This window comes from Methanobacterium spitsbergense, from assembly GCF_019931065.1.
GTDB classification, from domain to species: Archaea; Methanobacteriota; Methanobacteria; order Methanobacteriales; family Methanobacteriaceae; genus Methanobacterium_B; species Methanobacterium_B spitsbergense.
The window spans coordinates 18,812-45,512 of record NZ_JAIOUQ010000016.1; the positions used below are offsets into that span (position 1 = coordinate 18,812).

At 29.6% G+C, this 26,701-nt stretch carries 31 protein-coding genes; 20 read left to right on the forward strand and 11 right to left on the reverse strand.

What is annotated here, in order from left to right; all coding sequences use genetic code 11:
• Positions 1–124: 124 nt before the first annotated feature.
• Both K8N75_RS12390 and K8N75_RS12395 read left to right on the forward strand, forming a co-directional pair.
• Entirely contained in the window at positions 125–661 is a 537-nt protein-coding gene (locus tag K8N75_RS12390) for a transposase (RefSeq protein ID WP_223792369.1), read from the forward strand.
• Positions 662–718: 57 nt separating this feature from the next.
• Positions 719–1,681, forward strand: a complete 963-nt coding sequence (locus K8N75_RS12395) for a transposase (protein ID WP_223792370.1) — start codon at positions 719–721, stop codon at positions 1,679–1,681.
• 102 nt (positions 1,682–1,783) lie between these two features.
• Here the strand turns inward: K8N75_RS12395 and K8N75_RS12400 are convergent, their stop codons facing one another.
• Positions 1,784–2,575, reverse strand: a complete 792-nt coding sequence (locus K8N75_RS12400; RefSeq protein ID WP_223792371.1) for a PsbP-related protein — start codon at positions 2,573–2,575, stop codon at positions 1,784–1,786.
• 354 nt (positions 2,576–2,929) lie between these two features.
• Between K8N75_RS12400 and K8N75_RS12405 the strand changes: the two genes are divergently transcribed.
• The 7 genes from K8N75_RS12405 to K8N75_RS12435 all read left to right on the forward strand — a co-directional run bounded on the left by K8N75_RS12405 (position 2,930) and on the right by K8N75_RS12435 (position 9,859).
• On the forward strand, positions 2,930–3,634 hold the full coding sequence (locus K8N75_RS12405; RefSeq protein ID WP_223792372.1) for an endonuclease III domain-containing protein: 705 nt from the start codon (positions 2,930–2,932) through the stop codon (positions 3,632–3,634).
• 70 nt (positions 3,635–3,704) lie between these two features.
• Positions 3,705–4,568, forward strand: coding sequence for a 4Fe-4S ferredoxin (locus K8N75_RS12410; protein WP_223792373.1), 864 nt, complete (start codon positions 3,705–3,707; stop codon positions 4,566–4,568).
• Positions 4,569–4,735: 167 nt separating this feature from the next.
• Positions 4,736–5,707, forward strand: a complete 972-nt coding sequence (hemB, locus tag K8N75_RS12415) for a porphobilinogen synthase (protein ID WP_223792374.1) — start codon at positions 4,736–4,738, stop codon at positions 5,705–5,707.
• A gap of 66 nt (positions 5,708–5,773) precedes the next feature.
• Positions 5,774–6,685 (forward strand): triphosphoribosyl-dephospho-CoA synthase, encoded by a 912-nt coding sequence (locus tag K8N75_RS12420; protein WP_223792375.1) that lies wholly within the window; start codon positions 5,774–5,776, stop codon positions 6,683–6,685.
• A 55-nt stretch (positions 6,686–6,740) separates the two neighbouring features.
• Positions 6,741–8,294, forward strand: coding sequence for a phenylalanine--tRNA ligase subunit alpha (gene pheS, locus K8N75_RS12425; RefSeq protein WP_223792376.1), 1,554 nt, complete (start codon positions 6,741–6,743; stop codon positions 8,292–8,294).
• A 35-nt stretch (positions 8,295–8,329) separates the two neighbouring features.
• Positions 8,330–8,836, forward strand: coding sequence for a hypothetical protein (locus tag K8N75_RS12430; protein ID WP_223792377.1), 507 nt, complete (start codon positions 8,330–8,332; stop codon positions 8,834–8,836).
• 510 nt (positions 8,837–9,346) lie between these two features.
• Positions 9,347–9,859 (forward strand): transcription factor, encoded by a 513-nt coding sequence (locus tag K8N75_RS12435; RefSeq protein ID WP_223792378.1) that lies wholly within the window; start codon positions 9,347–9,349, stop codon positions 9,857–9,859.
• 23 nt (positions 9,860–9,882) lie between these two features.
• Here K8N75_RS12435 and K8N75_RS12440 read toward each other — a convergent pair whose 3' ends face one another.
• Entirely contained in the window at positions 9,883–10,098 is a 216-nt protein-coding gene (locus K8N75_RS12440; RefSeq protein ID WP_223792379.1) for a hypothetical protein, read from the reverse strand.
• 637 nt (positions 10,099–10,735) lie between these two features.
• On the opposite strand from K8N75_RS12440, the gene K8N75_RS12445 reads away from it, so the two are divergent.
• The 3 genes from K8N75_RS12445 to K8N75_RS12455 all read left to right on the forward strand — a co-directional run bounded on the left by K8N75_RS12445 (position 10,736) and on the right by K8N75_RS12455 (position 13,933).
• Entirely contained in the window at positions 10,736–12,133 is a 1,398-nt protein-coding gene (locus tag K8N75_RS12445) for an amino acid permease (RefSeq protein WP_223792380.1), read from the forward strand.
• A 165-nt stretch (positions 12,134–12,298) separates the two neighbouring features.
• Entirely contained in the window at positions 12,299–12,688 is a 390-nt protein-coding gene (locus K8N75_RS12450) for a response regulator (protein WP_223792381.1), read from the forward strand.
• A gap of 639 nt (positions 12,689–13,327) precedes the next feature.
• Positions 13,328–13,933 carry a serine hydrolase gene (locus K8N75_RS12455; RefSeq protein WP_223792382.1) on the forward strand — a complete coding sequence of 202 codons (606 nt, stop codon included), beginning with the start codon at positions 13,328–13,330 and terminating at the stop codon, positions 13,931–13,933.
• 42 nt (positions 13,934–13,975) lie between these two features.
• On the opposite strand, the gene K8N75_RS12460 is transcribed toward K8N75_RS12455, so the two are convergent.
• Positions 13,976–14,284, reverse strand: a complete 309-nt coding sequence (locus K8N75_RS12460) for a hypothetical protein (protein ID WP_223792383.1) — start codon at positions 14,282–14,284, stop codon at positions 13,976–13,978.
• Positions 14,285–14,677: 393 nt separating this feature from the next.
• On the opposite strand from K8N75_RS12460, the gene K8N75_RS12465 reads away from it, so the two are divergent.
• Positions 14,678–15,217, forward strand: coding sequence for a Fic family protein (locus K8N75_RS12465; RefSeq protein ID WP_223792532.1), 540 nt, complete (start codon positions 14,678–14,680; stop codon positions 15,215–15,217).
• 676 nt (positions 15,218–15,893) lie between these two features.
• On the opposite strand, the gene K8N75_RS12470 is transcribed toward K8N75_RS12465, so the two are convergent.
• Positions 15,894–16,592: a hypothetical protein gene (locus K8N75_RS12470; RefSeq protein ID WP_223792384.1), complete on the reverse strand. Its 699-nt coding sequence runs from the start codon at positions 16,590–16,592 to the stop codon at positions 15,894–15,896.
• Positions 16,593–17,106: 514 nt separating this feature from the next.
• Between K8N75_RS12470 and K8N75_RS12475 the strand changes: the two genes are divergently transcribed.
• From K8N75_RS12475 to K8N75_RS12485, 3 genes are all read left to right on the forward strand, one after another.
• Complete coding sequence (locus K8N75_RS12475) at positions 17,107–17,397, forward strand: hypothetical protein (RefSeq protein ID WP_223792385.1); 291 nt, start codon at positions 17,107–17,109, stop codon at positions 17,395–17,397.
• On the forward strand, positions 17,357–17,716 hold the full coding sequence (locus tag K8N75_RS12480) for a DeoR family transcriptional regulator (RefSeq protein ID WP_223792386.1): 360 nt from the start codon (positions 17,357–17,359) through the stop codon (positions 17,714–17,716). Before K8N75_RS12475 ends, K8N75_RS12480 begins: the two co-directional genes overlap by 41 nt.
• 714 nt (positions 17,717–18,430) lie before the next feature.
• Positions 18,431–18,895: a hypothetical protein gene (locus tag K8N75_RS12485; protein WP_223792387.1), complete on the forward strand. Its 465-nt coding sequence runs from the start codon at positions 18,431–18,433 to the stop codon at positions 18,893–18,895.
• Positions 18,896–19,029: 134 nt separating this feature from the next.
• Here K8N75_RS12485 and K8N75_RS12490 read toward each other — a convergent pair whose 3' ends face one another.
• Positions 19,030–19,407, reverse strand: coding sequence for a PepSY domain-containing protein (locus tag K8N75_RS12490; protein ID WP_223792388.1), 378 nt, complete (start codon positions 19,405–19,407; stop codon positions 19,030–19,032).
• Positions 19,408–19,781: 374 nt separating this feature from the next.
• Positions 19,782–20,087, reverse strand: coding sequence for a hypothetical protein (locus K8N75_RS12495; RefSeq protein WP_223792389.1), 306 nt, complete (start codon positions 20,085–20,087; stop codon positions 19,782–19,784).
• A 398-nt stretch (positions 20,088–20,485) separates the two neighbouring features.
• Here K8N75_RS12495 and K8N75_RS12500 point away from each other — a divergent pair, with 398 nt between their 5' ends.
• The 4 genes from K8N75_RS12500 (at position 20,486) to K8N75_RS12515 (ending at position 22,324) form a co-directional block, all read left to right on the forward strand.
• The gene (locus K8N75_RS12500) at positions 20,486–20,812 is read left to right on the forward strand and encodes a hypothetical protein (RefSeq protein ID WP_223792390.1); all 327 of its coding nucleotides are present in this window, start codon (positions 20,486–20,488) and stop codon (positions 20,810–20,812) included.
• Between the two features lie 241 nt (positions 20,813–21,053).
• A complete protein-coding gene (locus tag K8N75_RS12505) occupies positions 21,054–21,260 on the forward strand; it encodes a hypothetical protein (protein ID WP_223792391.1) in 207 nt (68 codons plus the stop codon).
• 59 nt (positions 21,261–21,319) lie between these two features.
• Entirely contained in the window at positions 21,320–21,853 is a 534-nt protein-coding gene (locus K8N75_RS12510) for an SAM-dependent methyltransferase (protein ID WP_223792392.1), read from the forward strand.
• Between the two features lie 135 nt (positions 21,854–21,988).
• Complete coding sequence (locus K8N75_RS12515) at positions 21,989–22,324, forward strand: hypothetical protein (protein WP_223792393.1); 336 nt, start codon at positions 21,989–21,991, stop codon at positions 22,322–22,324.
• Here the strand turns inward: K8N75_RS12515 and K8N75_RS12520 are convergent.
• The 5 genes from K8N75_RS12520 to K8N75_RS12540 form a co-directional block, all read right to left on the reverse strand.
• Positions 22,321–22,548, reverse strand: a complete 228-nt coding sequence (locus K8N75_RS12520) for a hypothetical protein (RefSeq protein ID WP_223792394.1) — start codon at positions 22,546–22,548, stop codon at positions 22,321–22,323. The genes K8N75_RS12515 and K8N75_RS12520 overlap by 4 nt on opposite strands.
• A gap of 156 nt (positions 22,549–22,704) precedes the next feature.
• Positions 22,705–22,914, reverse strand: coding sequence for a histone family protein (locus K8N75_RS12525; protein WP_223792395.1), 210 nt, complete (start codon positions 22,912–22,914; stop codon positions 22,705–22,707).
• A 256-nt stretch (positions 22,915–23,170) separates the two neighbouring features.
• On the reverse strand, positions 23,171–23,902 hold the full coding sequence (locus tag K8N75_RS12530) for an ABC transporter permease subunit (protein WP_223792396.1): 732 nt from the start codon (positions 23,900–23,902) through the stop codon (positions 23,171–23,173).
• A gap of 1 nt (position 23,903) precedes the next feature.
• Positions 23,904–24,821 (reverse strand): ABC transporter ATP-binding protein, encoded by a 918-nt coding sequence (locus tag K8N75_RS12535; RefSeq protein ID WP_223792397.1) that lies wholly within the window; start codon positions 24,819–24,821, stop codon positions 23,904–23,906.
• Positions 24,822–24,897: 76 nt separating this feature from the next.
• Positions 24,898–26,553, reverse strand: a complete 1,656-nt coding sequence (locus K8N75_RS12540; RefSeq protein ID WP_223792398.1) for a carotenoid 1,2-hydratase — start codon at positions 26,551–26,553, stop codon at positions 24,898–24,900.
• Positions 26,554–26,701 lie beyond the last annotated feature (148 nt).

Here is a 26,701-nt window from a genome sequence, read left to right on the forward strand (position 1 = left end):
AATTATATTACTTTTTTTGTATTTGTTGTTATTATTTTTTTTGATATCTTTTTGGGGGTTAATTATATATTGATGGTTGTTCTAGTATTATTATACTGTTTGTGTTTAGTTAGAGGTTGTGTTTATGGTTTTACGAGAAGATAAAATAGGTCAATCTTTTTTAGTGCCTTTGGAATTGACTGAGCTTATTCCAAAGAATCATATCTGTTATTTTATTGAAGATATGGTTAACGAACTTGATTTTAGAAAACTTGAGAAAAAATATCGATATAGTGCAGGTAAACCTGCTTATTCACGACGTATGCTTATGAGAATAATTATTATGGCTTCTGTGGATGGTGTTTTTTCATCAAGGCAAATAATGAAACTGACAAATGAAAATTTTGTTTATACGTACTTATCTGGCGTAGAATCACCAGATTTTAGGACAATTTTAAGATTCAAAATCCAAGCACGAAGATTAATAGAAAAAGCATTTCAAACAACTGTACACACAGCCAAAAGGCTAGAACTGCTTAATTTAGAACATATAACCATAGATGGTACAAAATTCAAAGCAAACGCATCAAATGATAATAATCTAACTGAAGAAGAAATAAAAGACATTAAAAAAATTTTACAAAAAGGAATCGATGTCGACAAAGAAGAAGACGAATTATAAGGCGAAGAAAATTCAAACGAACTCAAATTCCCTAAAACCAAAAAAGAAAGAAAAAAATTGATACGCGAAGTATTAAAAGAAATAGTAGAGAAAGAATCAGAAAATAAACCCCTAAAAAAAGCAGCTGTAAATATTATCAATCAAGTGATTGAAAATCCAAAAAAAGCATTAGAAAAACTAGAAAATGCCGAAAAACAACTAAAAAGCAGTGGACAAAAATCAGTTAGCTTAACAGATCCAGATTCACGCTGGATGAAAAATAAAAAGAATAAAATAGAACTATCATACAATTCCCAAATCAGTGTAGACCATAAATCTGGAATTATACTCACAAACAGTGTAACACAACAACCCACTGATCACCACCAATTAATACCACAAATAGAAAAAATAATCGAAACAATAGGTCCATTATCCGCTAAAACATGTATAAGCGCAGATAATGGATACTTTACACAAGACAATATAGCATACATATATGAAAATAAACTAGATGCATATATACCCAACAGAAAACAAGCACACGAAGCTAAAATTGATGAAAAAGATATAAAAACATTTTCTAAGCACAATTTCAAATATGATCATCAAAATAATCAATATTTATGTCCAAACAATAAAAAATTACCATATCAAAAGACATATAAATATAACAACAAAATAAGACAACAATATTACACCAACGAATGTTTAAAATGTCCAGATCAAACTAACTGTACAGGAAAAAATCGAGTTAAAATAATAACCGACTACAGCGGCGAGTTAGCAAAAAATATGTCTCTAAAAATGGAAACACCTGAAGCAAAACTAGAATTTGCAAAACGCAAAGAAACCGTTGAATGGCCATTTGGAAACATAAAACAAAACTTAAAGTTCACAGAATACTATACAAGAGGATTAAAACAAATAGAAACAGAAAACAACCTAATATACATCGCACACAACATAAAACGAATATTTAACACAATAACAAAACAAACAAAACAAATACTCGCAAAAAATACAACAACAACCATCTAAAATAACAAACAAAGCCACTAAAAAAAATTACAAAAATTAATAATGACTCAACCTCTTAAAAAAAAAAAAATATAAACTTATTAAGAACTCTTGTTAAAACGTTTACCTTAAATTAAGGGGTCTAAAACTGTTTACAACCATCTCGAATTTAGGTAGGGTGGCGTTATATTCACTAGCTGGGACTACACATCCGATTCTATAATATTTGGATCCTGGAATAACTTCGATGTGTACAGTCAGGGCTTTATATTGTTTATTACCAGTACGCCATGTCTTAATGAGTTCCACTGCTTTCATCCCATTGACGGTGATGTTTCGCTCTGAAACTTCTGTTTGACTAATAGATGCAATATCACTCCTATAAATCTTGAGCATCTCAGCTAAAGATCCCACATCTCGTTGTTTTATGTAAAAATAAGTTTCAATATACTTTTCACCATTATTCCCATTTTGTTCATAATATGCAAGGAATGGATTGGGATATCCCCATCTACTAGGACTATAGAGATTTGATATTTGTTTCCAATCAGCAGGATAGTTAAATGTTAATCCATTTCCGGAGTAAGTATTGTTAGGTATATTTGTTGGATTTTTTGATATATTTGTAGTACTATTTCCAGAAGTAGTGTTATCGGGAAAAATCATCACTCCAAAGACTGTAGTTAATATGAGAGCAATGCTACACGCCCTTGCTATCCAAATTTTTCTGTTTTTACCTTTTTCATTTAAATCCTCTATAATATCAGATTTTTTTTGAGTTTTAAGAGTTTTAACAGGTTCAGATGCCCTTTTATTAAGGGATAATTCCCCTCCACATTCACATTGATAGTCTGAAAGGTTCTCATTATATCCTAATTCATATTCATTCCCACATTTTTTACATTTTATAATCACTATCAGAATCCCCGGTTTACATATTTATAGACAAATAAAATTTAATCTCAGTTTAAAGTTTAAGTGAAACCTTATAAAATTTAATCTTTGGGTTATTTATACATATTTCTTCTTCAGCTTCATTCATAAACTCTCTTAATGTATTTCAAAAAATTACTGTATTAATAACAATGCAATTCTATATCCTCTAATAGAATCTTCAGATAAATTAATAAATCTTGATAAGATATCTTTGGTTAACAATTTCATACGATATCAATCCATTTTCTTTACAAATTTGGATTCTCTTTATAGTATATTGATGTGTAATCATTTATCCCTGGTAAATAGGGGGTTTTGGAGGTGTTTATTGTTATGACAAACAAAGTGGGGGAAGAAATTAAATTAATCTTCTCCAAACTATACAATCAATATGGTCCGCAGGGATGGTGGCCATTAATCAACTATGAATGTTCAAATACCACTAAAACAGGTGCAACAAAAGGATATCATCCACTAAATTATATTTTACCCAAAACAAGAGATGAAATATATGAAATCATACTGGGTACAATACTAACTCAAAATACAGCATGGACATCTGCTGAAAAAGCCTTGTTAAATTTAAACAATTTAAATGCAATAAATCCTGAAAAATTACTATCCTTGGGAGATGACACCCTCAAAGAAACCATAAGATGTGCTGGATTTCTCAATCAGAAGGCAAAATATATAAAAGCAGTTACAAATTTTTATATTTCATTAGATGGCACGATTCCAACAAGAGAAGAACTGTTAAGAGTAAAGGGTGTAGGGAATGAAACAGCAGATTCAATCTTACTCTACGCTTATAAACAATCCGAATTTGTTGTTGATGCCTACACAAAAAGAATTTTCATACATAACGGTATAATCAAAGAGAATGACAACTACAATAAGATCAAATATGTTTTTGAATCAAATTTAGAACCTGAACAAAGTGTTTATAATGAATATCATGCATTAATTGTTGAACATGCCAAAAGATATTACAATAAAAAACCTTATGGACAAAATGATCGATTACTACTTAGAATATGAAATATAAATGGACTTTCAAAAAAGTGCTTGCACATTAACAGGATTGAAGATGATTACAAGGGAGAATATAATGTTCAGTGTATCCTTTTCAGATATCAGTGTTAAATTTATAAAATTAACATTTAAATCTCGATTTTTACTAGCTAAAACCTGTAAAAAAATTCCACCTATTGCTAAGATAGTTGATAAACTGCTCTTTGATGGGGATGATATACAGGTGATACCAAGAACCTTAAAATCTGATAATTTAAAATTGAAAAATATTGAAATAAACAGAGAAATACCAGCTTCAGAGGAATCTATTATTCCAAACGATGTTTTAAAGGAAATGGTAAGAAGTTCCAGATATCATTTTATAATGGATTTCTGCATATGTAGAGTATCATCTGATTGCACTGATTATCCGCATGAACTGGGTTGTTTGTTCCTTGGTAAGGGCACTAAAAGGATATCACATAAATTTGGTCGGATGGTAAATCCAGATGAAGCTATAGAACATATTGATAGATGCCACGATGCAGGATTAATACATATTATTGGCCGTAATAAGATTGACAGTGTATGGTTAAACACAGGCCCTAAAGAAGAACTATTATCAATTTGCCACTGCTGTCCCTGTTGTTGTTTATGGAAAATGGTTCCAGAATTGCCAGATGAGATTAGTAAAGGTTTTACCCCAATGATTGGAGTTGAAATAGAATTCAATCAGGATCTTTGCCGAGGTTGTGGAAAATGTGCAGCCGATAACATCTGTTTTGTAAATGCAATCAAAATTCACAATGGAAAGGCAATAATTGATAATCAGATTTGTAGAAAATGTGGTAAATGTGTTGAAATCTGCAAAGAGGAAGCATTAAAAGTTTTAATAGAACCAAATGCCGTTATACATTCAATCGAACGTGTTAAAAAATTGGTTAATGTTGAAAGCGAATGAATACAGCAAAAGATTGAATCTTAAATATTCATTTTATTTTCTGTTTAATTTCAATTAATATTATGGATATTATATATTGAAATTCAATCTTTTTCAATTTTATTATTATTTATACTTCTAGATTCATAATCATATAAGAAATCATTAACAAAGAAAAAAGTGATAAAATGGAATTTCCAGTTACAAGAATGAGAAGATTACGGAAAAATCATAACATTCGAACCATACTTACAGAATCCAAGCTGAATCCAGAGGATTTTGTTTATCCAATGTTTGTGAAAGAAGGACTTGAAGATGGTCAGAAAGAACATATTGACACAATGCCCGGTCAATACAGGTACTCCATAAACGATACTGTAGAAGAAGCCTCTAGACTCGAAGAAATAGGATTGTCATCTGTACTTCTCTTTGGAATGCCACTATTAAAGGATGATAAGGGTTCAATGGCATATAATAAGGACGGAATAGTTCAACAAGCTGTGAGAAGACTTAAAAAAGAAACAGATCTTGTGGTGATTACAGATGTTTGTATGTGTCAATATACTTCCCATGGGCACTGCGGAATAATACGTGATGATGAAATAATTAATGATGAAACCCTTAATTATCTTTCAAAAATAGCATTAAGCCATGCTGAAGCCGGTGCGGATATAGTTGCGCCTTCAGATATGATGGATGGTAGAGTTGGAGCTATAAGAAAGACTTTAGATTTAAATGGCCATTACAACACGATTATTATGTCCTACTCAGCTAAATATTCATCATCATTTTATGCACCTTTCAGGGATGCTGTTTGTTCTGCCCCATGCTTTGGTGACAGGAAATCCTATCAGATGAATCCATCCAATACAAGTGAAGCACTAAGAGAAGTAAAAATGGATATTGACGAAGGCGCTGATATTGTAATGATAAAACCTGCAATGCCTTATCTTGACATTATTAAAGGTGTGAAAGATGAATTTAAGATGCCAACAGCGGCTTATCAAGTGAGTGGAGAGTATTCAATGTTAATGGCAGGCATAAATGCAGGATATATTACAAAAGAATCCATCTATGAATCTCTTCAATCAATCAAAAGGGCGGGCGCTGATCTTATTATTACTCATTTTGCACCTGAATTTTTGGAAGGAAGCATTTAATCTAAAAAGTTTATTAGAGATTTCATTAAAAAATCTGAACATAGATTTAAAAAGGAGTTATATGAATTGGATCCTGATTTCATTGCAAAAACAGCACAGATTGCATCTGTATTAGAGGTTAGTGGACATCCTAAACCCGGTAATGTTCACAGAACACGTGATTTTCCAGATATGGTATTTGAAGACTTTTTAATAAGCGGTGTAGTAATTGGTGACACCATGAAAAAAGCTGCCAAAAGAGGATTTAAATATAATAAAAAAGATTCCCTGGATAAAATTGAGATAGGTAAATTAATAAAGGAAGCTGTGCTTGAAACAAATAAATGGATAGCCAACAACACCAATTTAGGGATTGTCATGCTTTTAACACCTTTATCAGCAGCCGCAGGAATGAGCAGCAATGTTAATGAGCTCCAAAATAATGTGGATAACATAATGAGAAACACAACCCCCTATGATGCTGCAAATCTATACGATGCAATCAACATAGCAGATGCTGGAGGCATGGGAGAAAGGGAAGATCTAGATGTTGGAAGCACTGATGCCAAAAAAGAACTTATTGATAAAAATATAAATATGTACGATGTGCTTGATCTATCCTCCCAATGGGATATGCTTGCATTTGAACTTACAAGAACCATGCCCATTACATTTGAAATAGGATATCCCACTTACAAAGGAGTTAAAGAAACCAATGGCATAAATAATGCAACAGTACAAACATTTTTAACAATACTGTCAATATATGACGACACATTGATATCCCGGAAATATGGTGCTGAAATAGCTCAAAAGGTTTCTGAAGATGCAAATATGATAATATCTGAAGGCGGAATCTTAACAGATAAAGGTCGGGATATGTTAAATAAATTCGACCAAGATCTAATTGAAAAAAGTTTAAATCCGGGTACAACAGCCGATCTGACAGCATCATCAGTAATGGTTGCTCTTCTTGATGAATATAATGATAATTTTTAGAATAGAAATTTTATATTTATTTGATTACTAAATAGATCAATTGGAAATGATTAATATGAACGATGATAAACTCCTGAAAATTATTGATGAATTACACATTTACGAAAAAAAGGTTTTAAAGGGATTAGAATCTGCAGGATATGAAGCTACACCCGAAGAAATAGTTGAATCTCAGAAAATGGACATTAAATCTGTTATGAGCGCTGCAGGAATTCTTGAATCAAGGGGTTTGATAAAGGTTCAAAAGGATGTTAAAGATATATTAAGCCTTACAGACGATGGTCAAGTATATGCTAAGCAGGGATTACCTGAAAGGAATATATTAAAAGTTTTAGGCGAAAAAAATTCCATTCCAATGACAGACATTGGTAAAGAAACTAGATTGGAACCTAATGAAGTTAAAATTGCAATAGGATGGATTATTCGAAAGAAATGGGCTTTCATCGATAAAGGAATTGTTAAAATAACAGAAGATGGTAAAAAAGCCCTGGATACGGATTTCAATGATGAACAGCTCCTTAAAACATTGCTTGAAATGCAACAACTTCTGCTTTTCGAACCTTCAAAAATAATTAAAAATGGTTACAACCTTTTAAAACAGCGAAAAGGAATACTCTCTGTTAAAAAAGATGTTAAATATCGTTTAAAAGTTACTAAAGAAGGTAAAAAAGTATTGAAGCATGGTGTTGATCTCACTTATACTGCAACCCAACTTACCCATGAACAATTGAAAACTGGTTCATGGAAGTCTTTGAAGTTCAGAAGTTATGATATTAATGCAGAGCATCCTGAAACATTTCCAAGTAAGATACATCCATTAACAAGAATTATTGAAGAGATTAGAGACGTGTTCCTTAACATGGGTTTTACAGAGTCAAGCGGCAATATTTTAGAATCAGCTTTCTGGAATTTTGACTGTCTTTTCCAGCCTCAAGATCACGCAGCACGTGAAATGCAGGATACATTTTATATTAAAAATCCTAAACATTCTCAATTACCTGATGATCAACTCGTTAAAAGAGTTTCAGATGTCCATGAGAATGGGGGAACAACTGAATCCGAAGGATGGCAGTACACATGGGATCGTGAAGTTGCAAAACAATCTGTTTTAAGAACACATACCACATGTGTGTCTGCAAGGTTTTTATCCGAATATAAACCTCCCCTTAAGATGTTCTCTGTTGGTAGAGTTTTCAGAAGGGAAACAATTACATATAAACATCTTCCAGAATTCCATCAAGTCGAGGGAATTGTTGCTGCTGAGGATATTAATTATAAAAATCTTCTTGGAATTATCGAAGAATTTTATCATAAATTAGGGTTTAAAGTGAGGTTCAGGCCTGCATACTTCCCGTACACATATCTATCAACAGAATGTGAAATATACTTACCTGAGAAGGAAAGCTGGATAGAACTTGGAGGATCTGGAATGTTCAGACCAGAAGTTTTAGAACCATTAGGAGTTGAAACACCAGTATTAGCATTTGGACTTGGAATTGAAAGGTTAGCTATGTTGAAATTAGGAATAACCGATATAAGAATGCTCTACAAAAGTGATATAGGATGGCTCAGAAAACTACCAGTTACAGATGGTGTGAAACTCAATTAAAACGGATTATACTCCCTATGTAATGGATAAATGATTTGGAGGAATTATATATCAACGAGTCCAATGAACGAGTGCAGATCATTGAAAAAATGTTGACCTACAAGATTTCCCTTGAAAACAGTCATGGAGATCTTGTGGAAGAACTGAATAAACATTACAATCAGATCAATAAATCTTCCACCGATGATTTGAATGGATTTATAGATGTTGAGCATGTAAGCTATGAAAATCCATACGAAGCTTATTTGATAACCCAAATTAAAATTGTTGAGTTTTTACCTCATGTAATAGCAGAATATATTCATAAATTGAATGTTGGAGAAGATATTGACCAAGTTCTAGAATTATTTGAACTAGATGTTTTCCATGTTAAAAGAGATATTTACAGCGATTTAAGTGAATGGGAAATCCTTCTTGACCATATTACCGAAGAAAGGATTTCAGAGATCATTTGTAATCCCAAGGGACATGGTGATCTGATACTTAAGGAAATTATATGGATAAAAAAATATGAAGAAAAACTGTTAAAAAAAGGAACGTGATCTCCAAATCTATTTTTAATTTTTGTTATCAAATTTCTATAAAAGCACATTTAATTTGAAGAGATGGTATTATCAACATCATTTTTTCACAGATAATAATATCCCTTTATAGTATTATTAAACTCTTTAACATTATTAACAACCTTAATTTCCCCATATTTTTTACTGATCTAATTAATCCTATCAATCTAATCATCTTCTAAAATTCTTTATCTTGGTTAATCTAAAAAAGGTATTAATAATATATGTTAAAAAGGTAGGGATAATTAATAACAAATTATATTAAGTTTTAAAACTAATATAACACCCTTAAGATTTAAAATAAAGCTTAAAGAGGAAAAGAATTTATAAAAATGAAAGGAGTTGAAATTTGATTATCATTTCATATCTAAATATTAATTGAAATATTATAATTTAAAAACAAAGTTTATATTCTAATTTAATACAATTAACTATAATTTTCAGTTGTTTGGGTTATATGGATTTTTATGTTGTGGGAGTATGATAATAATGTTAAATGATCCGATTGTACAGGAAATTTTAATGGATATAACAGACGATGAAAAATGTAGCATTCCAATTATTGAATGCATATTAGATGGTAAAACTTCTGCCGAAGAAATTTCAGAGGAAACTGAAATAGTATTGACTTTAGTAAGGAAAGTTCTCTATAAAATGAATGATGCAGGTGTTATTTCCTACACAAAGACCAAAGATCCTAAGACAAAATGGGAAATTTACAGTTGGAAATTTGAAGAAGACAAGGTCTATGATCTCATAACAAAAAAATATGATAAATTATCCGAACAAATTGAAAAATCTGTTAAGTATGAAGAAGAAAATATGTTTTTTGTATGTAATAATGGACATCGGTATATATTTGAAAAAGCATCTGAAGACAACTTCATATGTCCAAAATGCAAAGGTTCACTTGAATATCAAGAGAATTCAGCTGTAATAGAAGAACTATTAAAAGAAAAGGTTGCATGTGATTTAATCAATCATAAAGAAAATGATAAATAATAATGATTTAAGGTTAATTTGAATTATTTATCCCGAATAGATGCCAATCTACTTGTAACCATAGTTTTTGCCATTAAAAGATCATTATCAGTATCTTTGGATGTTACTGTTGTAGTTTCAATTAATTTAAGTAGATTTTCTAATTCTTCTGTTTTACAGTTACTTGCTTTTTTTAAGAGATCTTTTGATTTTTTTTGGTTTTCCTGTATTTTGTTTTCCGAGGATTTTCTGAATTTCATGAATAATCATGCCCTTTATTGCTTCAATTTTAGATATAAATTGTTCTAAAGATTCTTCTAATTCTTCTGGTTTATCGTTTATTTCATTCAACATTTCTTTATTAATCCTTTTGTTCTCACTTGGTTTTCGTAATTTCATGAATGAACACGTTCCCATTTTTTAGAATTAGAATAATGGAGGTAGTTGAAGCAAGTACTAAGTACTGACTTCAACATTTGGCATGATAATGGAATTGATTATAGTCCATAAAATCAAACTCCAACTTATTATTATTTGTTTTAATAAATATTTAAATATATCCAATATATGGTATAATTAATGATTAATTTACATTTTATTACATTTTCATACATAATTATGTGATTATTTTAAATAGCAGATTTAATTAGAATTATTTCATATTAATCCGGTAAAAGTAAACTTTCAATATATCCTTATATTAAGATCAAACTTTAAAGTCGATATTTAATCCCAATTAATTTATAACTACTTGATTTTAACATTCTTTTTAGGAAGTTTTATTTAAAGAAAAACTAAAAAAAGAGTAGGGGGTTTGGATGAACAAAAGTTATAGGTGTATTTATTCTGTTTTTTATTTAATATCTACCAGTATAGTAATTCATCCAAATTTATTACATGGATCGAAAAATATTTCGGAAAAAATCAATAAATGAACTTCTTGAAATCACAGAAGACAAAAATGGACTTAAACGTGTTTTAGGTACTCCTGCACTTCTACTCATGGGTATTGGTGCAATTATTGGTGCGGGAATATTCATACTAACAGGGATTGCATCTGCATTCTATGCAGGCCCAGCTATTATTATATCCTTTTTAATTGCTGGTGTTGCCTGTTTATTCACTGCACTTTGCTATGCAGAATTTGCATCCATGATTCCCATAGCTGGCAGTGCATACACCTACAGTTATGTAACCTTGGGAGAATTATTGGCTTGGATTATTGGCTGGGACCTTATTTTAGAATATCTGGTGATTGTTGCTACTGTTGCTGTTGGTTGGTCAGGTTACATAGTAAATATTTTCACATCATTAGGGTTAATTCTACCTGCACAACTAATAAATCCTCCTGGAGTTGAAGGTGGGCTAATAAATATTCCAGCAGTGCTAATTATAGTCAGTATAACATGGCTTTTAATTCGAGGAGTAAAACAGAGTTCCCAGGTTAATACAGTGATTGTAATAATTAAACTATCCGTAATCTTGTTGTTCATATCCATTGGTGTTAATTATATAAATCCTGCTAATTATCATCCTTTCCTTCCCTATGGTTGGAGCGGAGTATTTAAAGGTGCAGCAATCATATTCTTTGCATATATAGGTTTTGACGCCATTACAACAGCTGCCGAAGAGGTTAAAGATCCTAAAAAAACTTTTCCAATTGCAATTCTAGGATCACTACTTATAAGTTCCATCCTTTATATTGCTGTTTCAGGAGTTTTAGATGGTGTTCTTCCATATTATATGTTCAAAGAAACTGCTGCTCCTGTTGCATTTGCATTAAATCAATTAGGGATTCATTGGGCAGATATAGTGATCTCTATTGGGGCTTTGTGTGGAATAACTTCTGTTCTTCTAGTAAGCTTTTTCGGTCAAAGTAGAGTATTTTTCGCAATGTCCAGGGATGGTTTACTTCCTGAATTTTTTTCAAGATTACATAAAGATTTTAGAACACCAACAAATGGAATAATAATTGTTGGTATTTTTGCATCTATACTTGCAGCATTTCTACCAATTACTGAATTAGCTGAATTGGTGAATATTGGTACCCTAGCAGCCTTCATTATAGTATCAGCAGCAATAATTATACTTAGAAAACAAAAACCAGAATTAAAACGTCCATTTAAAACCCCATTAGTACCAGTAATTCCTATTTTAGCTATTGTTTTCTGTTTTTTCTTGGTTACACAACTACCGTCCATAACTCATATTAGATTTATTTTGTGGCTCATAATTGGTTTGTTTATTTATTATTTTTATGGTAGAAAAAATAGTCTTCTAAGTGGGAATAAATGAAGTTAATATTGTGTGAGTACAATTTGTACCATTATCTATAGTGGAATTGTTAAGGATATTGAATTCTTCATCTATTTTCAGTTATGGTACATATTCCTAATTCTATAGAAAAATATATTACTTGTATTCTCTATAAATAATAATAAGAAGTTTTCGGGGAAGAAAATGAAAAAACAAATCATCAAAATTCTATTGATTGAGGACAATCCTGGTGATACAAAATCTATAATAGAAATGTTAAAAGAAGCTGATGATAACCGTTATGAAGTTGTACATACCACCAGGCTCGATGATGGAATAAAAATTATTGTAAGGGATGATTTTGATTTAATTCTATTGGATCTAGGCCTACCTGATAGTGAAGGAATGGACACTTTTAATATTATGAAATATAATGCCCCAGATATACCCATAATAGTTCTTACCGGACTTAAGGAAGATATATTCGCTGTTAGTACTGTTGGTAGGGGTGCTCAGGATTATCTGGTTAAAGATGAAATTGACAGTAAGTTACTGGCCACTTCCATTGATAATGCTATGAATAGTAAGAAATAATTTATTAGTATCTTTAATTTTATTTACAAATAAATTTTTTTTGTATTTCTGTTTTACTAATTATTATTTTTTGTTTCAGATTTTACAAAAAATAATGAAATTTAAAAATATTACAAACGATTTACCAATTATTTTCGAGTTACAAATAATGATATTCAAAAAATTTTTTTGATCCATTAATTGTTACAAAAATAAAATTCCAACTTTTTTAATTGAATTATTGAACTTTAAACATTCCATGAATGGTACAAAAAAATTTCTAATTTTTAAAAATCAACTAAATACCATTATTTATATCATTACATGTATACTTCGCAGTTCAAATATGATAGTTTCTCACATTTTTAAAATCACTGAACATTGAACGAGACATTATTTGTTCAATTAAGCTAAATAAACAGGGTTAAAATAAATAATCCACGTATAGAATTAAATTATTTAATTTAATCACATTATAACAACTTTGATTTTTTAAAAAAAATCTTAAATAAAAATTTAATAATTTTATCCAAAAAAATATTTGAGATAATTTAAATTTTTAGTAAAAATAAATTTTAAAATTTCTATAAATAGAAAAGAATATCAAAAAGTAATAACTACATAAGAATATTTATATGAAATTCTAATGGGGGGATTAGGATGGATAATAAAGTTTTGGGAGGATTAATTTTAGTTTGTGTTTTAGTAGTTGTTGTAGCTGGAGTTATCATTTATAATTCACAACCTAGTACTTTTGGAGTTAATAATACCGCTATAAACACCGGAAACATGAATAACACCAATAACAATATATTACCGTCTAATAGACCATTATCCTTGTTAACAGGATTATTAATTTTAAAATTATCTTCTGGCCAATCAAGTTCTTCTAATTTTTTACCTAGCCCTTCACCTAAACCTATTCCAAATCCTACTCCCAAACCTACACCTACCCCAATGGACAATATTATCCATCTTTTTGATGCTTATGTGAAATCAACCTATCCTCAAACAGGAATTCCCGGATTAGCAATGGTTATTGTTCAAAATGATAAAATTATTTATATGAACTGTCTTGGAGTTAGGGATGTATCTACAGGAGCCCTTGTTAATACTCATACTTTATTCCAATTGGCTTCTGATACAAAAGCCATTACGTCTACAAATATCGCCCAAATGGTTGATATGGGTATACTTAGTTGGAATGACACCATAACCCAACCCTACCTAAATTACCTCAAAATTATAATCCCGTCAAAAATATGAACTAACATAGTAATAAAGAATAATTAAAAAAAGAATAAATGTTTATTCAGATTCATTTATAAAATCAAAATAGTCATCACCTAAATATTTTAATAACTCTTCCGCTGGTTGATTAAACCAATCTTCAAGTTCTGCTACCTGTTGTGGGTTTAAATTATAATGATTATTTATAAAAGTGTAATGTAAAGGAATTAAATCACATATTTTTTTATCACTTTTTTTGTAAATTGAGTCTTCTAATTGTAATAAAAGAAATCCTGTGTTTAGCTCTTGAAACAAAGGTTTACTCGATAAGTTTTTAAATTCAACTGTTAATCCTTTAAATGTTTTTGTTACTTTAATATCAATCATATTGATTCCACCTACATGAATTATATTTTTACAGTAATTATGATCATATCTCTATTAAATTATGGTAAATAATATTTACTTCCAAAAATTTGGATAATTTCAATATTAGTTTTATTAACACTCTTTTATTATAAATCTCTTCAGATTATTAGATAAATTTAAAAGTTAAAAGTTTATATTTTTAATCATTACTATAGGTCATAATTAATAGAATTTTGATTTATAAATTTACTTTCAATAAATAATCCACAGGTAGTAACAAGAGATGTATTTAAAAAACAATGTACCTTTATTTGCAATAATGGTTATGTTCAGCATATTCATGTTGGGATTAAAGCCAATTACTCGTGAAATTATATTTAGACCACCGAATACTGATATTGTCCCAGATTAATTGATAATTTTCTTTCATGGTTCAATTCCCCTGATACTGAAAAATTAAATCCAGTTCTTGTATCAAGTATAACTCATTATGAACTTGTTAGAATTCATCCATTTATAGATGGAAATGGTAGATCTGCACGTATAATGGTTATGATTGTACTTTATAGAAGGGGTTATGATATAAAACGATTTTTTAGTTTGGATGATTATTATAATCAAGATAGAGACAAATATTATGAAACTTTAAAAACCGTTAATCCGGACTTATTAGATTTAACTCAATGGCTTGAATATTTTACAACTGGTGTTTTGACTAGTATAAAGTTCGTAAAAGATAAAGTACTGGGATTAAGTAAAGATGTTAAATTTCTTAAAAAGAAGGGTCAAATTCCTTTAAATGATAGACAAATGAAGATCGTTGAAAAAATAATTGAAAATAGTAAAATAACTAAGAAAGACGTTCAGAATATGTTTAATTTGTCTCATTCAAGTGCTTATGATGAACTAAAAAAGATGCTTGATCTCGAAGTAAATTGCAGCCAAAGGTAAAGGTCGAAGTACTCATTATGTTTTAGTAACCTGATGATTAACCTGATGATTAACCTACATTCTAGTAAAAAAATTTTTTCTTAGGGGTATAATCTAACAAAATTTTAAATAAAAATATTAATTTCAATTCTTTATTTAAGAATACAGATTAAACTCTGAAAAAGGAATATATATTATCTTATATTCTATGGTTGATTATTCTCAGCCCTACCAGGGGAAACCTATTACAACGAGCGTCAAATCGGTATATAACGAATTTATTACATTACGAACTCTATCGAGAAGCTTAACCAAAAAATCGAGAATCCTCCAACAATATAATCATGGAATCCTACCAGCTCACCATTGTTCACAGGATGCCGTCCAAGTATCATTTGGAGGGTCCCTGATTTTCTGATTAGATTTTTTGCAGCCTGTTCACGAACTCTATCAAAGAATTCGCTATATACCTAACGATTTAACGAAGTTGAATAGCTTGACCTATAGAATAAAGCATAGTCTAAGCTGATTAAATGAATTAAAAAAATAGGTAGAAAATAATTAAAAAGGTGAAAGTGCAATAATCCACAAAATAATGTAAATGAAGATATAAATTAATAACAGTACTCCTACAACTTTATAACCATTTTCATAGACTACTCTTAAAACATTATCCATTTTTACACCACTCCTATCTTTATCCAAAGTCTAGATAATACCCTTTATCTTCTTTAATGATTCCTGTATGCCAAGTGCCTAATGGCAGACACCAATGCCAAATATCTGGTTTCACACGCAACAGACCCAGATCATCAACATTAATAGTGATTGTTACATGTGACCATTCTGGGCTGGGATTATAATTTAATAAACCACCACTGGGTATTTTATGTCTTTCGATTACCTGACCTCCTATTGGAGCACCACCTAACATACGAAAGAATTTTACACTTACATAATCAACTGTTTTCCCTAGACTATTAACAATACGAAAATGATTAGGGCCAATTTGAGGTAATAGCACGCTTCTGGATTTTTCAACATTTGATTCTATTACTGAAGTACTTCCTGGCGTTATCGTATAATAAATTTCATGATTATTTTTATCGTAAAATCTTATAAAATTTGATTTGTCGTTCAAATTTTTTTTCTCTATTCTTGCGAAATTGAAATTATTCGGATCTACGTCAGTATGATTTCCAATCCAATTTTTAACTTCTTTAGATTCTATTGCATCTACTATTTTTGAAAAATCATCTACATAAAACGATCCAATATTAGACTGTGTTGGATTGTTTATATTGTCTAAATTTGCAGCACAAATACTGGATGGTAGTATACTTAATGTTATAGTAAATATTAATGTTATTAAAAGCCATTTTTCTTTCAAAAACATTTCAATTCACCGCTCTTTATTTATCCATTTTAGTTTCTACATACTATTTTTGTAAAGATTATTATTTAAATATTACTAATTAATAAAATAATATGTACTATAAAATTTAAATATTATAATAACCCCTTATTATAAAAATTAGAGATTTCTAAAAAATATATTTTACTTTTTATTCTGAATGACACTCTAAAGTGTTAAAATAATAAATAAAGAATGGATTGATATAGATTATTGATTAATAGATGATACAAGTAGAGGTTTTAAAAGTTGGAATTTTCCATTTTTTGCTCATCCTGATATTAAAAATTAATTTTTGAAAATAAAGAAAATATAGAAAATTTTTGTAAAACTTTCTCTAGGTTATATGCTCCTTCTATTAATTTAATTACGAAACTCTTTGAATTTTTATTAGATCCGCTTAATTATGAAACATATAACATTTGTATGAAGAACGTCAAAAACATATTTATTTAATTCTAATCTTTTCATATCCTTAGGATTAAAAGCTAATAAAATGAATTCAAAAGAATATTATTCAGATTTAGGCAATATATTTAATTTATATACTTCTGAAGAATCTTACAAGAAGGATATTAAGGAACTTGATGAAATTTTAAATCAAGATAGTGTAGTTCCAAATCATTTTCTTAAATTGTTAATTTGGATATCCCATAATAATAAATATATCATTGAAGAGTTTTTGGACCTAAAAATATTAAATGATCTTAAAAAGTGGCTTCAAGATTGGTACTGGTGTAAGAAAAATGAAAAGATTAATGGTAGAACATGGCTTAAAAGAACCTGAATTTTCCGAAGAAGGAGATTATTTTGTAGTAAAATTCTATGGACCGGGAGACAAAATACTTGATCTAGTATCAGATATCCCTGATGAAAGAATGACTGATTTAAGAGAATTAGGACTCAACAACAGACAGATTGAAGCATTAAAAATGATGGTAAATCAAAAAAGATACTACACTAATAGTTTATATCAAGAAGAATTTTCAGTTTCTAGACAAACAGCTTCCAGAGATCTTAAAGATCTTGTAGAAAAAGGACAAATTTATACTATAGGTAAAGGTAGAGCGATAAAGTATCAATCTACTAATAATCCTGAGGCATAAACTAAATTTTTGAGGCATAAATTGAGGCGTATTTTTCATGAGGCTTAAACTAAATTTTTGAGGCATAAATTGAGGCGTATTTTTCATGAGGCTTAAACTAAATTTTTGAGGCATAAAATGAGGCTTAAATGCAAGAAAATTAAAACTTCTTTTATCGTGTTAGGTTCATGATTAGAGTATAATAACTTTAAATAATCTTTAATAAAATTTCATGCTAAACCAAATATTTTTAAATAGGAATAGTACTATTGCAAGAAAAATGTAAGTGATCATGATTATTCTATTAATTAATGAATTATTTTTTGTTTTAACTACTATGATTAGAAAATAAAAATAAAGTAGTGTTGAAAAAATAGTTATTAAAAATATTATTGAAGATGTTAAGTTTCCATTTAGTGATCCATAAAAATTAAAACTTAAATGAAGAGAAACACTTACAAACAATAACATTAGCGAAATAAGACCTATTGTAGATATTCTTTCATCTAGATCTAGGTTTGTGTAATATTTATTTAAATCAAACATGTTTCAAAACTCCTTTTTCATAAAATAATTATTAATTAACTCAGATTTTGTACACTATTAATTATTCTTTAACTTATTAATTTACTTATACTTTTAAACTTAACATGGAAAAATGTAAATATATAAATTTATATATTATTATATAGGTTTTCGAACTAAGTGAGGTGAATTATAGGAGGTGAATTAATAATGAATCAAAAAATCAAGAGTTTATTTTTAATTTTGACTCTATTTGGTTTATTCGTCTCAATACATGGAACATATGCAGTATATCCCATTGAAGTAAAGGTAGATTCAGGAGGTTATTATACAGCTACTTCTTGGTTTAAACCACATATTGTTCGAAATATAGCTGGTGGTACTTTCGCATGGACAGTATGTGGAACAGTATGGTTTAGTAAAGCTAGTGGTAAATGGCCTGGTTATTATTGGGAAAGTGGAGGTTATACTCCGGCAATTTGGGATCTTCCTCTCCGTACTTATGCTAGTCCATACATAGCCCATGCACAGATTCACATGACAGCAGCACAACTAAATTACAATAATACTACATTATACAACAATACTATTAACGCAGAAAGCAAAATGGAATACTCTCAGGACATAATAATAGAAAATAATACTATTATAAAAAACGAGTTCACACAATATTAATTCCAATATCTTCCTTTTTTTTTAAAATAGACTTAGTATTTAATCCTAGTTAAATATGATATATTTGCATTCATCAAATTCTTTAATGTAATTATAAGTGAGATTCATTTGTGAAAATAGGTTAAAATTCTATATTATGTACCTTTCTCTATTACCTCACCAGTGATTGCGTTAATCTCAACAAACCCACCGGGACCGATATTAGGATTATCCTGAACGGTAACCTCATAGTAAGGTGATTTGGATGTGGGATAAGTATCTATGTAATACGTGGCTTTGGACACAGGCCATGCTGCCTTAGCTATCCTTATCGCTTCACTTGCACTTATATAATTATTTTTAGTATTGCTTATCTTGCTTTGATTAGTCGAATTTGTTTGATTACTTTGTGTTGAGCTATTGGATGAATTTGTTGTATTATTTATCATCAAAGGTTTGTTTAAATAGTTACCAAGCACTAAACCAACAGTTAAACTCAGTCCTGCAACTAAAATAATAACTAAAACAATCAATATCTTAGTAAACTTATCTAATCCTATCCCCCAAAACAAATATTTGTTATAATCCAGAATAAAACTTTCTATTTTTACAATTATAATGCCTAAAATTAATAGAATAGACGCAAAGAATAGTAATTAAATATTCTGGGCATTAGAGTGGAGAAATGGCAAAAAATGAAATATAAAATATCTAAATGATTCTATTTGATGTCTATTAAATTGAATAAATAATCAAAATTTATTTCGTTATAGGTTAATATAGCGAAGTAAAAATAGGATTATTAATTTAATTTTCCTATTTTAATATTAAAAAATTATGAAAATTCTTTACTTATTGCTTAATTTTATATTATTTAAGTGATGTTTTTTAAATTCCTAAATAACTGTTATTTTCTTTTTATACTCAGATTCACAGCTACAATAAATAGTATTATAATTATGAATACATTTATTACAAGTGTGAATGTGTCTGGTTTGTATTGAATGTATATGAATAATAGTCCAATTAGATAGATCAGTGGGGCAAATAAGGAATAGGTAATTTTTTTATAATTATTTCCATAATAATTAAGAAATCCCATCACTAATAATAGTAAAGCAAACATAGTAAGAGTTATATTCGTTTTTAATAGAAGAAATATTATAAATAATACCGTACCAACTAATATTAACCCTTCTCCATTTTTCATCATTTTTTCTCCCTTTTTTAGTTAAATAGTTAATTTTTCTTTATTTAACTGTATTATAAGCGTACATATTGTCCAAAAACTGTTATCTCAATCTAAAATAATAAACTAATACATCAGTAATATGAATAATAATATATATAATACTTATGTTGATTGAAATATAAAAAAATCAAAATAGATAACCAATGAAAAATGAATTCGTTATCATTTGTTTATCTATTCTCTATTTTTCCAGGCTATTTTTAAAATTGTTGTCTTTAGTCTGCTGTAAGAATCTTTGATAAAATAGGATCAAATATTATTTCTTTGAAAATTGTTAATAAGTATTATATATTTTAAAGTTCATAATAATTATGTCAAGTAAACGTTTCCTTGAAAAGATACAATGGGGAGAATACTAAATGGGAAATATATCAAAAATTTTAGTTGCCTTCTTATGCTTGACAATTTTATCTTGTGTAACAACGGCTACACCAACATATGCAGCAGAACTAGACTTAAAATTTGATAACCACGACATAGGTGCGGCAAACTCCTGGTATCAACCAGTAATAATTCGTAATGTTCCCAACAGAAACTATGCATGGACATGTATAGGGGATGTTTATTATAATGATGGAAAAAGCCTTCATTATACTGGGATAGTGGAGCACTTTTATGGTATATGCCAACACATCTATGTGCAATATACAAAAGGCCGTATATTAGTGGTGCTAAAATTAGATTGATATGGGCATATATAGATCCAAAAACAAGAAGTTACAAGATGGAAAAATTTAACGCTAGAAAAATACACGAACAGACATACCAGTTTGGTGACGTCCCTAAAAACTAAGTGGAGGAATATATATAGATTTATATGTTGAAATACCATTACAATATGTGATAATATCCCTCTTCATTGGATATTTATACTTCTACCTATCTCAAACAAGCTATAATAGTATAATATCATGGACATCTATTAAATTGGGATGTATATCCGGATTTACATTATCAACAATAGCCGTATTCATCGGTTTAATAATTTCAAATGCTTTTACATTGAATGAATTTATTTTGTCAAGTATTGAAATTGGTATTCTAGGCATGATGATTGGTGTAATATTAGTTATGATAGGTGGAGTATTCGCTATCACAGTAAAACGGATATTATCGAAATTTAAACGTGGATAATACTTATTAATCAAAAATTAAATAATATTTTGAACAAATCATAAAATGGAGTGTTGAAATTGGAATTTTATCTTATTATAGGTATGATTATTACTGTCACTTCAATTATTATATCTTGGATAATGTGGTCTGCTATAATAGGAGCTGGTTTTCAGCCAACATCAAAGAAACTTGTAAAGAAAATGCTTGAAATAGCTGAAATTGGTCCAAATGATGTTTTATATGATCTTGGCTCTGGAGATGGGAGAATTATAACCGAAGCTGTGAAATGTTATGGTGCCAAGGCAGTGGGAATAGAAGCAGATCCAATACGGGTTTTATGGTCAAGGATGTTTTTATTTTTTTATAGAATTCGGGACAAATCAAAAATTAAATGGGGTAATTTTTTCAATGAAGATATCATTGATGCAACAGCCGTAACTCTTTTTTTAGGTAGTAAAGCCAATGAAAAGCTTAAAAAAAAGCTTGTAAAAGAATTAAAACCAGGAACCCTTGTTGTTTCATACGTTTGGACGTTTCATGATTGGAAACCTGCAAAAATCGATTATAGAGATAAAATTTATCTTTATAAAATCGGTGAAAGCAACTTATAATCTGTTTAGTTTAACATAGGTTAATAATGAATTTCAACAGGTGAATAATGGGTATTGTATTTATAAATGTCCAAAAAATTAATTATGATAAATAATATAACATTTAATGTTTAAAAAAAAACTATATGTGATAAAATGAATTATGAAGACATTTTAATTGAACTAAATATTCTAATCGAAAGGTTAGATGCTTTAATCGATATTATGTTCATCTCAACTCAAGAGGTTATCGATCTTGGAAATGTAAATTACGAGTTAAATATTGTTTTAGATAAAATTGACATGATAACAGAAAGCATGGAAGATTTAAATGAAAAATCCATGCTTGAATCTGCTAAATACAATGTTACTTATGCCACATTAGATATTATAGACAATGTGAACATTGTCGATAAAATCAATAGATTAAGACTTGCTAAAAATACTATAATGACTATTAAAACTAATTTATATAACGATAGACTGGATTAATCATCGTTTATTTCAACATCAGTAATTACCCAAATATCTGCCTCTGTGTCGATATTGGCCCAGATGGTTTTATCAGATTCTTTAGCCAATAACTCATTAATATCTATTTCAAGGTCATCTGCTAATTTTACACTGTACATCTTACCTCTTTGTGATCTAACTATCAAATCATCTTCGAAACCAATTCCTACGATTTTTTGTTTTAATTCTGTTTTTTTCACCATTTTTTCACCATTTTGAAATAAAAATTATTTTTTTATGTAATTTGCATATTAACTTTAGTTCAATTTCAAGTAAATAATTATTGAACAGAGATTTAGATTCAGATTAAATCAAAAACTTTGTTAAGTTAACTAAAAAAAATAAAAGAATAAATTTTTTTATTGCATTTCTTTAACTGCTAGTTCAATATCCGATGCATTAACTGTTACTCTTCCTGCATGTTTTGCAAGTTTAACAGCTTGTCGTGAAATATTTTCACCATATTCCTCTAAATATTTATCTAAAGTAGTTTCTGCACCTTCACTAACTCTAAGTCCGCCTGCATTTTTTATTATTCTTCCTATTGGAGCTATTGGTAGTTCACCCATATTATCACCTAATTATAATATAGACCCTATTTTATTTAAATTCACCGAATTAAGGTGTAATTATGTTATAAATCTTTTTCCAATAAGATATTTCCAAATCATTAATATCAAATATAGATCATTACGAAAAATGCATATATGATTAACAATATCAAGATTAAAAAATTTTTAGAATTATAAATAAAAAAGATAAATTTTTGTATAATTCCTTAAAATGATTTTTATGATTAGTTTAAGTTTTTATGGATATTTAAAGTTATTTCCATTTTGTGAGTATTTTATCCCTGCTAAAAGTGGCTTTACTTAGGTAGAATAAAATTACATCAATAACAAGGAGGAATATGGTAATTATAACCAGATTGGTAATGTTTAATGAGATTGCATTTGTTACAAGCAGGATATAAACTCCCATAAATGGTACAAATAGAAGGAATCCAAGCTGGTTTGCAGTTCTCACATCGTTTACTCTCGAAGATATGATAACATTTAATTGAATGCTTAAAATCGATGAGAGAGGGACTGCTAAGAGTAAAATGAATGCCATACTTAAATTAGGGAAAAAAAGATAACCCAGAGTGTTATATGTGAATAAATCTGAAAGCACCATGAAAATTATGGATGTAGCATATATTACCCCTATTGAGGGTAAGAATGAAGCAATTGTTTTTCCAAATAAAAGTTCACTATCAGTTGTGGGTGTTGCTAAGAGAGGTTCTAAACTTTCCTCAATCTTCTCACCTAAAATACTGTAGGATGCCAGTGTTGTTGATTGTATATAAACTAAGATAATATAAAAGTATGAAAATGCATTCAGTAAGGTTATGATCTCTGTTGTTGCATTATCAAGACTTGTTAAGGACCTGACAACTAGAGGTAAACCTATTGAAAGAAGGAGTGGGAGAATTATTAATGTATATAGAATACGTTTTTTCTTACGAAATATGCTGAAGTCTTTGGTTGCGATAACCCATGTTTTCCAAAGTTTCATCTTAATCTCCCCTCACAATTTTCAGATAAGCTTCTTCTAAGGATGGACTGAGCCGATTAACATATTGAACCTGTCCACCGGCATTTAATATAGCATCTACTATGATTGGATTCTCTTTTTCAGGATCCCCTACATCAATGGTTAATTTATTATTATCGTGTACCATATTTCCTATTGATAAATTATTTATTGCTTCCAATATTTTGTCATTAACTTCTTTTAACTGAATTACGGTTTTATTACCCCAGATAGATCCTTCTAATTCTTCAGGAGAACCTATTGCCATTAATTTAGTGTTAAATATTCCAATTTTATCACAGATTCTCTGAGCTTCATCGAGATTATGTGTATTTAAAAAAATGGTCTTTTTTTCCTTCTTCAAATCTAGTATGAAATCTCTTACAATTTTTGATGATTCAGGGTCTAAATTTGCTGTTGGTTCGTCTAAGAACAAAATTTCAGGGTCATGAATAAGTGCTCGTGCAATAGTTAGTTTTTGTTTCATTCCCTTAGAAAAGGTTCCAACAGTTACATCTCTTTTATTCCAAAGTCCTAACAATTTAAGAAAATGTTTAATATTTTCCTTCCTTTGAGTTTCCGAACATTCATAGAGTTTTCCATAAAAATCTAAGTTTTTATAAGCTGTTAAATCATCATAAAGACCAACATTTTCAGGAAGCAAACCAATGATCTTCCTGATTTTCAAGGAATCAGCTTCATCACTAACATCATAACCTGCTATTCTAGCTTCTCCACTTGTCTTTGATATGAGGCAACTAAGCATTCTCATTGTGGTGGTTTTTCCGGCACCATTTGGCCCCAGAAAACCGAAAACCTCTCCTTCATTGATATGGAATGTGAGATTATCTACTGCTGTTAAATCACCAAATTTCCTTGTAAGATTCTCTACATCGATCAAATTTCATCAACCCTTTCTGATGTTATAACTTCTGAATTATCAGTATTATCCTTTAACATGTTATGTAAAGCTTGTTTTATAACGCATCAACACAATTTGTAAGTAATTTTTTTAATTTGGACTTGTTTGAAGGCCATAAAATATATAACGTACTAATTAATTTTAAAAACGTTGATGGTTGGGGTATTTCCAATTTATCACGCATTTCTTCTGTTGCTGGAAGTCCTGCTAATTTAAGTCTGTTTAGTATTGGGTCAGCATAGCCTGTTGATTCTGCAAAACCTCTGCCAAGTGAATTTCCTTCATTGTCCTTTAAGTATACAGCACCTTCAGAATAATGCAATCCATTTCCAAAAAATCCTGATTGGCCTCCACTTACAATTGGAATCATAACAAAATTTCGAATTTCTTCGGGGATATCCTCACCAAAGTTAAATTCCCATTTTTGAGGGTACCATGTGTTTGTTGGAGGATATAAATCTGGATCTTGTGATTTCACACTTCTAATCCATTCAGTTATTTTTATTTGCCCTTTAATCTTTTTAGAGTTGTTATTTTCATCTATATATTTTCCTGAAACTTCAGCTTCCATTATTTTTGGAGGATTAGGTCCTGTTTGATTAAGAAATTGTAGCATATCATGTGAATGTACAGATGCCATTGTCAACTCCCTATTACCTTTAAATTGAGCCATAAACCAGTCCCATCCACCTGCAGCCTTTTCATTCATATTATTAGCAGCTCTCAAAACTTTTACTCGAGGATTACCTGCAGGAATCATTCCATTACACCATTGATGGTCGTACCAGAATTTACCACTTTTCAACGCAATTTCTTCTTCATTGATTCTTAGCGTACTTTTATCTGGATCAACTCTAAGATTTGGTACGGAATAGTATAATGTTCCAACTCCACCACAGCATGGATCGCATCCATCTTTGCCCTGAAGTAAATATTCCTTAGTTTGTGTGAGTGTGATATCCACCTCAATTTCTGATGGTGAATCTGGATCTAAATCCACACCCCACCCTTTAATTTGCATAGGAAAAGTACGGTCTTCACTTAAAGATCTTATTTTATTCTTTCCAAAAGTATAATCAAAGGGATTGTTTTTGAAATCCACAAGTCCAGTTGTACCTGCAATTAATATGGGTTTGGAACGGTAATGTTCTCCGCCAGCTTCACTTACAGCTAGATGTAATTCAATAATCTGATTTTCAATGTCAGAAAGCCCAAAATGTTTAGCTATTTCTGGTGGTAGAAGTGCATATTGCCAGAACATGAATTGTACACCATATTCTTTTCCATTATCCCCCATACAACTTCCAACAATAAAATGCCATCCTAGTTGATAATCCCATTGTGGAGCATCATCTTGTGGAAGTTTAAAATCTGCCTTCCCCGGTATGGCTTTATAACCTTTAGAACTGTCCATTCCAAGAAAAAAGGTCATGGCATATGCCTGATGTGGTGAAAGGGATGAAGAATGTTTAATTAAAGTCTCATAGACATTTTTGTAATTTGGTGTGAATGAATCAGGATTATTTATCTTTTCCCTTAAAAGATACTGCATTCTAACTCCAAAATTCTCATTGCTATTTTTTTCAGATTCAAATCCTTTGAAAAGTTCATCAGAAATCTCTTCATTATTGAATTCTAGCATCCATAATGCTTTAGCAATATTATCCTTAGTTTCTTCATCCAGCTTATCCAATAAACCTTGGTCACCCATATTAATTCTCCATTATCATTACTAGTTTTAACTATTTTAAGCACAATCTGTTAAGTTTCATATAATCAATAGCTTTATTAAATATTCTAGAAGATTATCATGAAAAATACACGATAATTCATTTTTATCAATAGTATGGGTATTTTTA

What these genes read in the sequence shown, in the direction of transcription:
- K8N75_RS12390 (WP_223792369.1), top strand. Translation starts at nt 125, where the DNA reads ATGGTTTTACGAGAAGATAAAATAGGTCAATCTTTTTTAGTGCCTTTG.
- K8N75_RS12405 (WP_223792372.1), top strand. Translation starts at nt 2,930, where the DNA reads ATGACAAACAAAGTGGGGGAAGAAATTAAATTAATCTTCTCCAAACTA.
- K8N75_RS12410 (WP_223792373.1), top strand. Translation starts at nt 3,705, where the DNA reads ATGTTCAGTGTATCCTTTTCAGATATCAGTGTTAAATTTATAAAATTA.
- hemB (WP_223792374.1), top strand. Translation starts at nt 4,736, where the DNA reads ATGGAATTTCCAGTTACAAGAATGAGAAGATTACGGAAAAATCATAAC.
- pheS (WP_223792376.1), top strand. Translation starts at nt 6,741, where the DNA reads ATGAACGATGATAAACTCCTGAAAATTATTGATGAATTACACATTTAC.
- K8N75_RS12435 (WP_223792378.1), top strand. Translation starts at nt 9,347, where the DNA reads ATGTTAAATGATCCGATTGTACAGGAAATTTTAATGGATATAACAGAC.
- K8N75_RS12440 (WP_223792379.1), bottom strand. Translation starts at nt 10,098, where the DNA reads ATGAAATTCAGAAAATCCTCGGAAAACAAAATACAGGAAAACCAAAAA.
- K8N75_RS12445 (WP_223792380.1), top strand. Translation starts at nt 10,736, where the DNA reads ATGGATCGAAAAATATTTCGGAAAAAATCAATAAATGAACTTCTTGAA.
- K8N75_RS12450 (WP_223792381.1), top strand. Translation starts at nt 12,299, where the DNA reads ATGAAAAAACAAATCATCAAAATTCTATTGATTGAGGACAATCCTGGT.
- K8N75_RS12455 (WP_223792382.1), top strand. Translation starts at nt 13,328, where the DNA reads ATGGATAATAAAGTTTTGGGAGGATTAATTTTAGTTTGTGTTTTAGTA.
- K8N75_RS12460 (WP_223792383.1), bottom strand. Translation starts at nt 14,284, where the DNA reads ATGATTGATATTAAAGTAACAAAAACATTTAAAGGATTAACAGTTGAA.
- K8N75_RS12470 (WP_223792384.1), bottom strand. Translation starts at nt 16,592, where the DNA reads ATGTTTTTGAAAGAAAAATGGCTTTTAATAACATTAATATTTACTATA.
- K8N75_RS12475 (WP_223792385.1), top strand. Translation starts at nt 17,107, where the DNA reads ATGAATTCAAAAGAATATTATTCAGATTTAGGCAATATATTTAATTTA.
- K8N75_RS12480 (WP_223792386.1), top strand. Translation starts at nt 17,357, where the DNA reads ATGAAAAGATTAATGGTAGAACATGGCTTAAAAGAACCTGAATTTTCC.
- K8N75_RS12485 (WP_223792387.1), top strand. Translation starts at nt 18,431, where the DNA reads ATGAATCAAAAAATCAAGAGTTTATTTTTAATTTTGACTCTATTTGGT.
- K8N75_RS12495 (WP_223792389.1), bottom strand. Translation starts at nt 20,087, where the DNA reads ATGATGAAAAATGGAGAAGGGTTAATATTAGTTGGTACGGTATTATTT.
- K8N75_RS12500 (WP_223792390.1), top strand. Translation starts at nt 20,486, where the DNA reads ATGGGAAATATATCAAAAATTTTAGTTGCCTTCTTATGCTTGACAATT.
- K8N75_RS12515 (WP_223792393.1), top strand. Translation starts at nt 21,989, where the DNA reads ATGAATTATGAAGACATTTTAATTGAACTAAATATTCTAATCGAAAGG.
- K8N75_RS12520 (WP_223792394.1), bottom strand. Translation starts at nt 22,548, where the DNA reads ATGGTGAAAAAAACAGAATTAAAACAAAAAATCGTAGGAATTGGTTTC.
- K8N75_RS12525 (WP_223792395.1), bottom strand. Translation starts at nt 22,914, where the DNA reads ATGGGTGAACTACCAATAGCTCCAATAGGAAGAATAATAAAAAATGCA.
- K8N75_RS12530 (WP_223792396.1), bottom strand. Translation starts at nt 23,902, where the DNA reads ATGAAACTTTGGAAAACATGGGTTATCGCAACCAAAGACTTCAGCATA.
- K8N75_RS12540 (WP_223792398.1), bottom strand. Translation starts at nt 26,553, where the DNA reads ATGGGTGACCAAGGTTTATTGGATAAGCTGGATGAAGAAACTAAGGAT.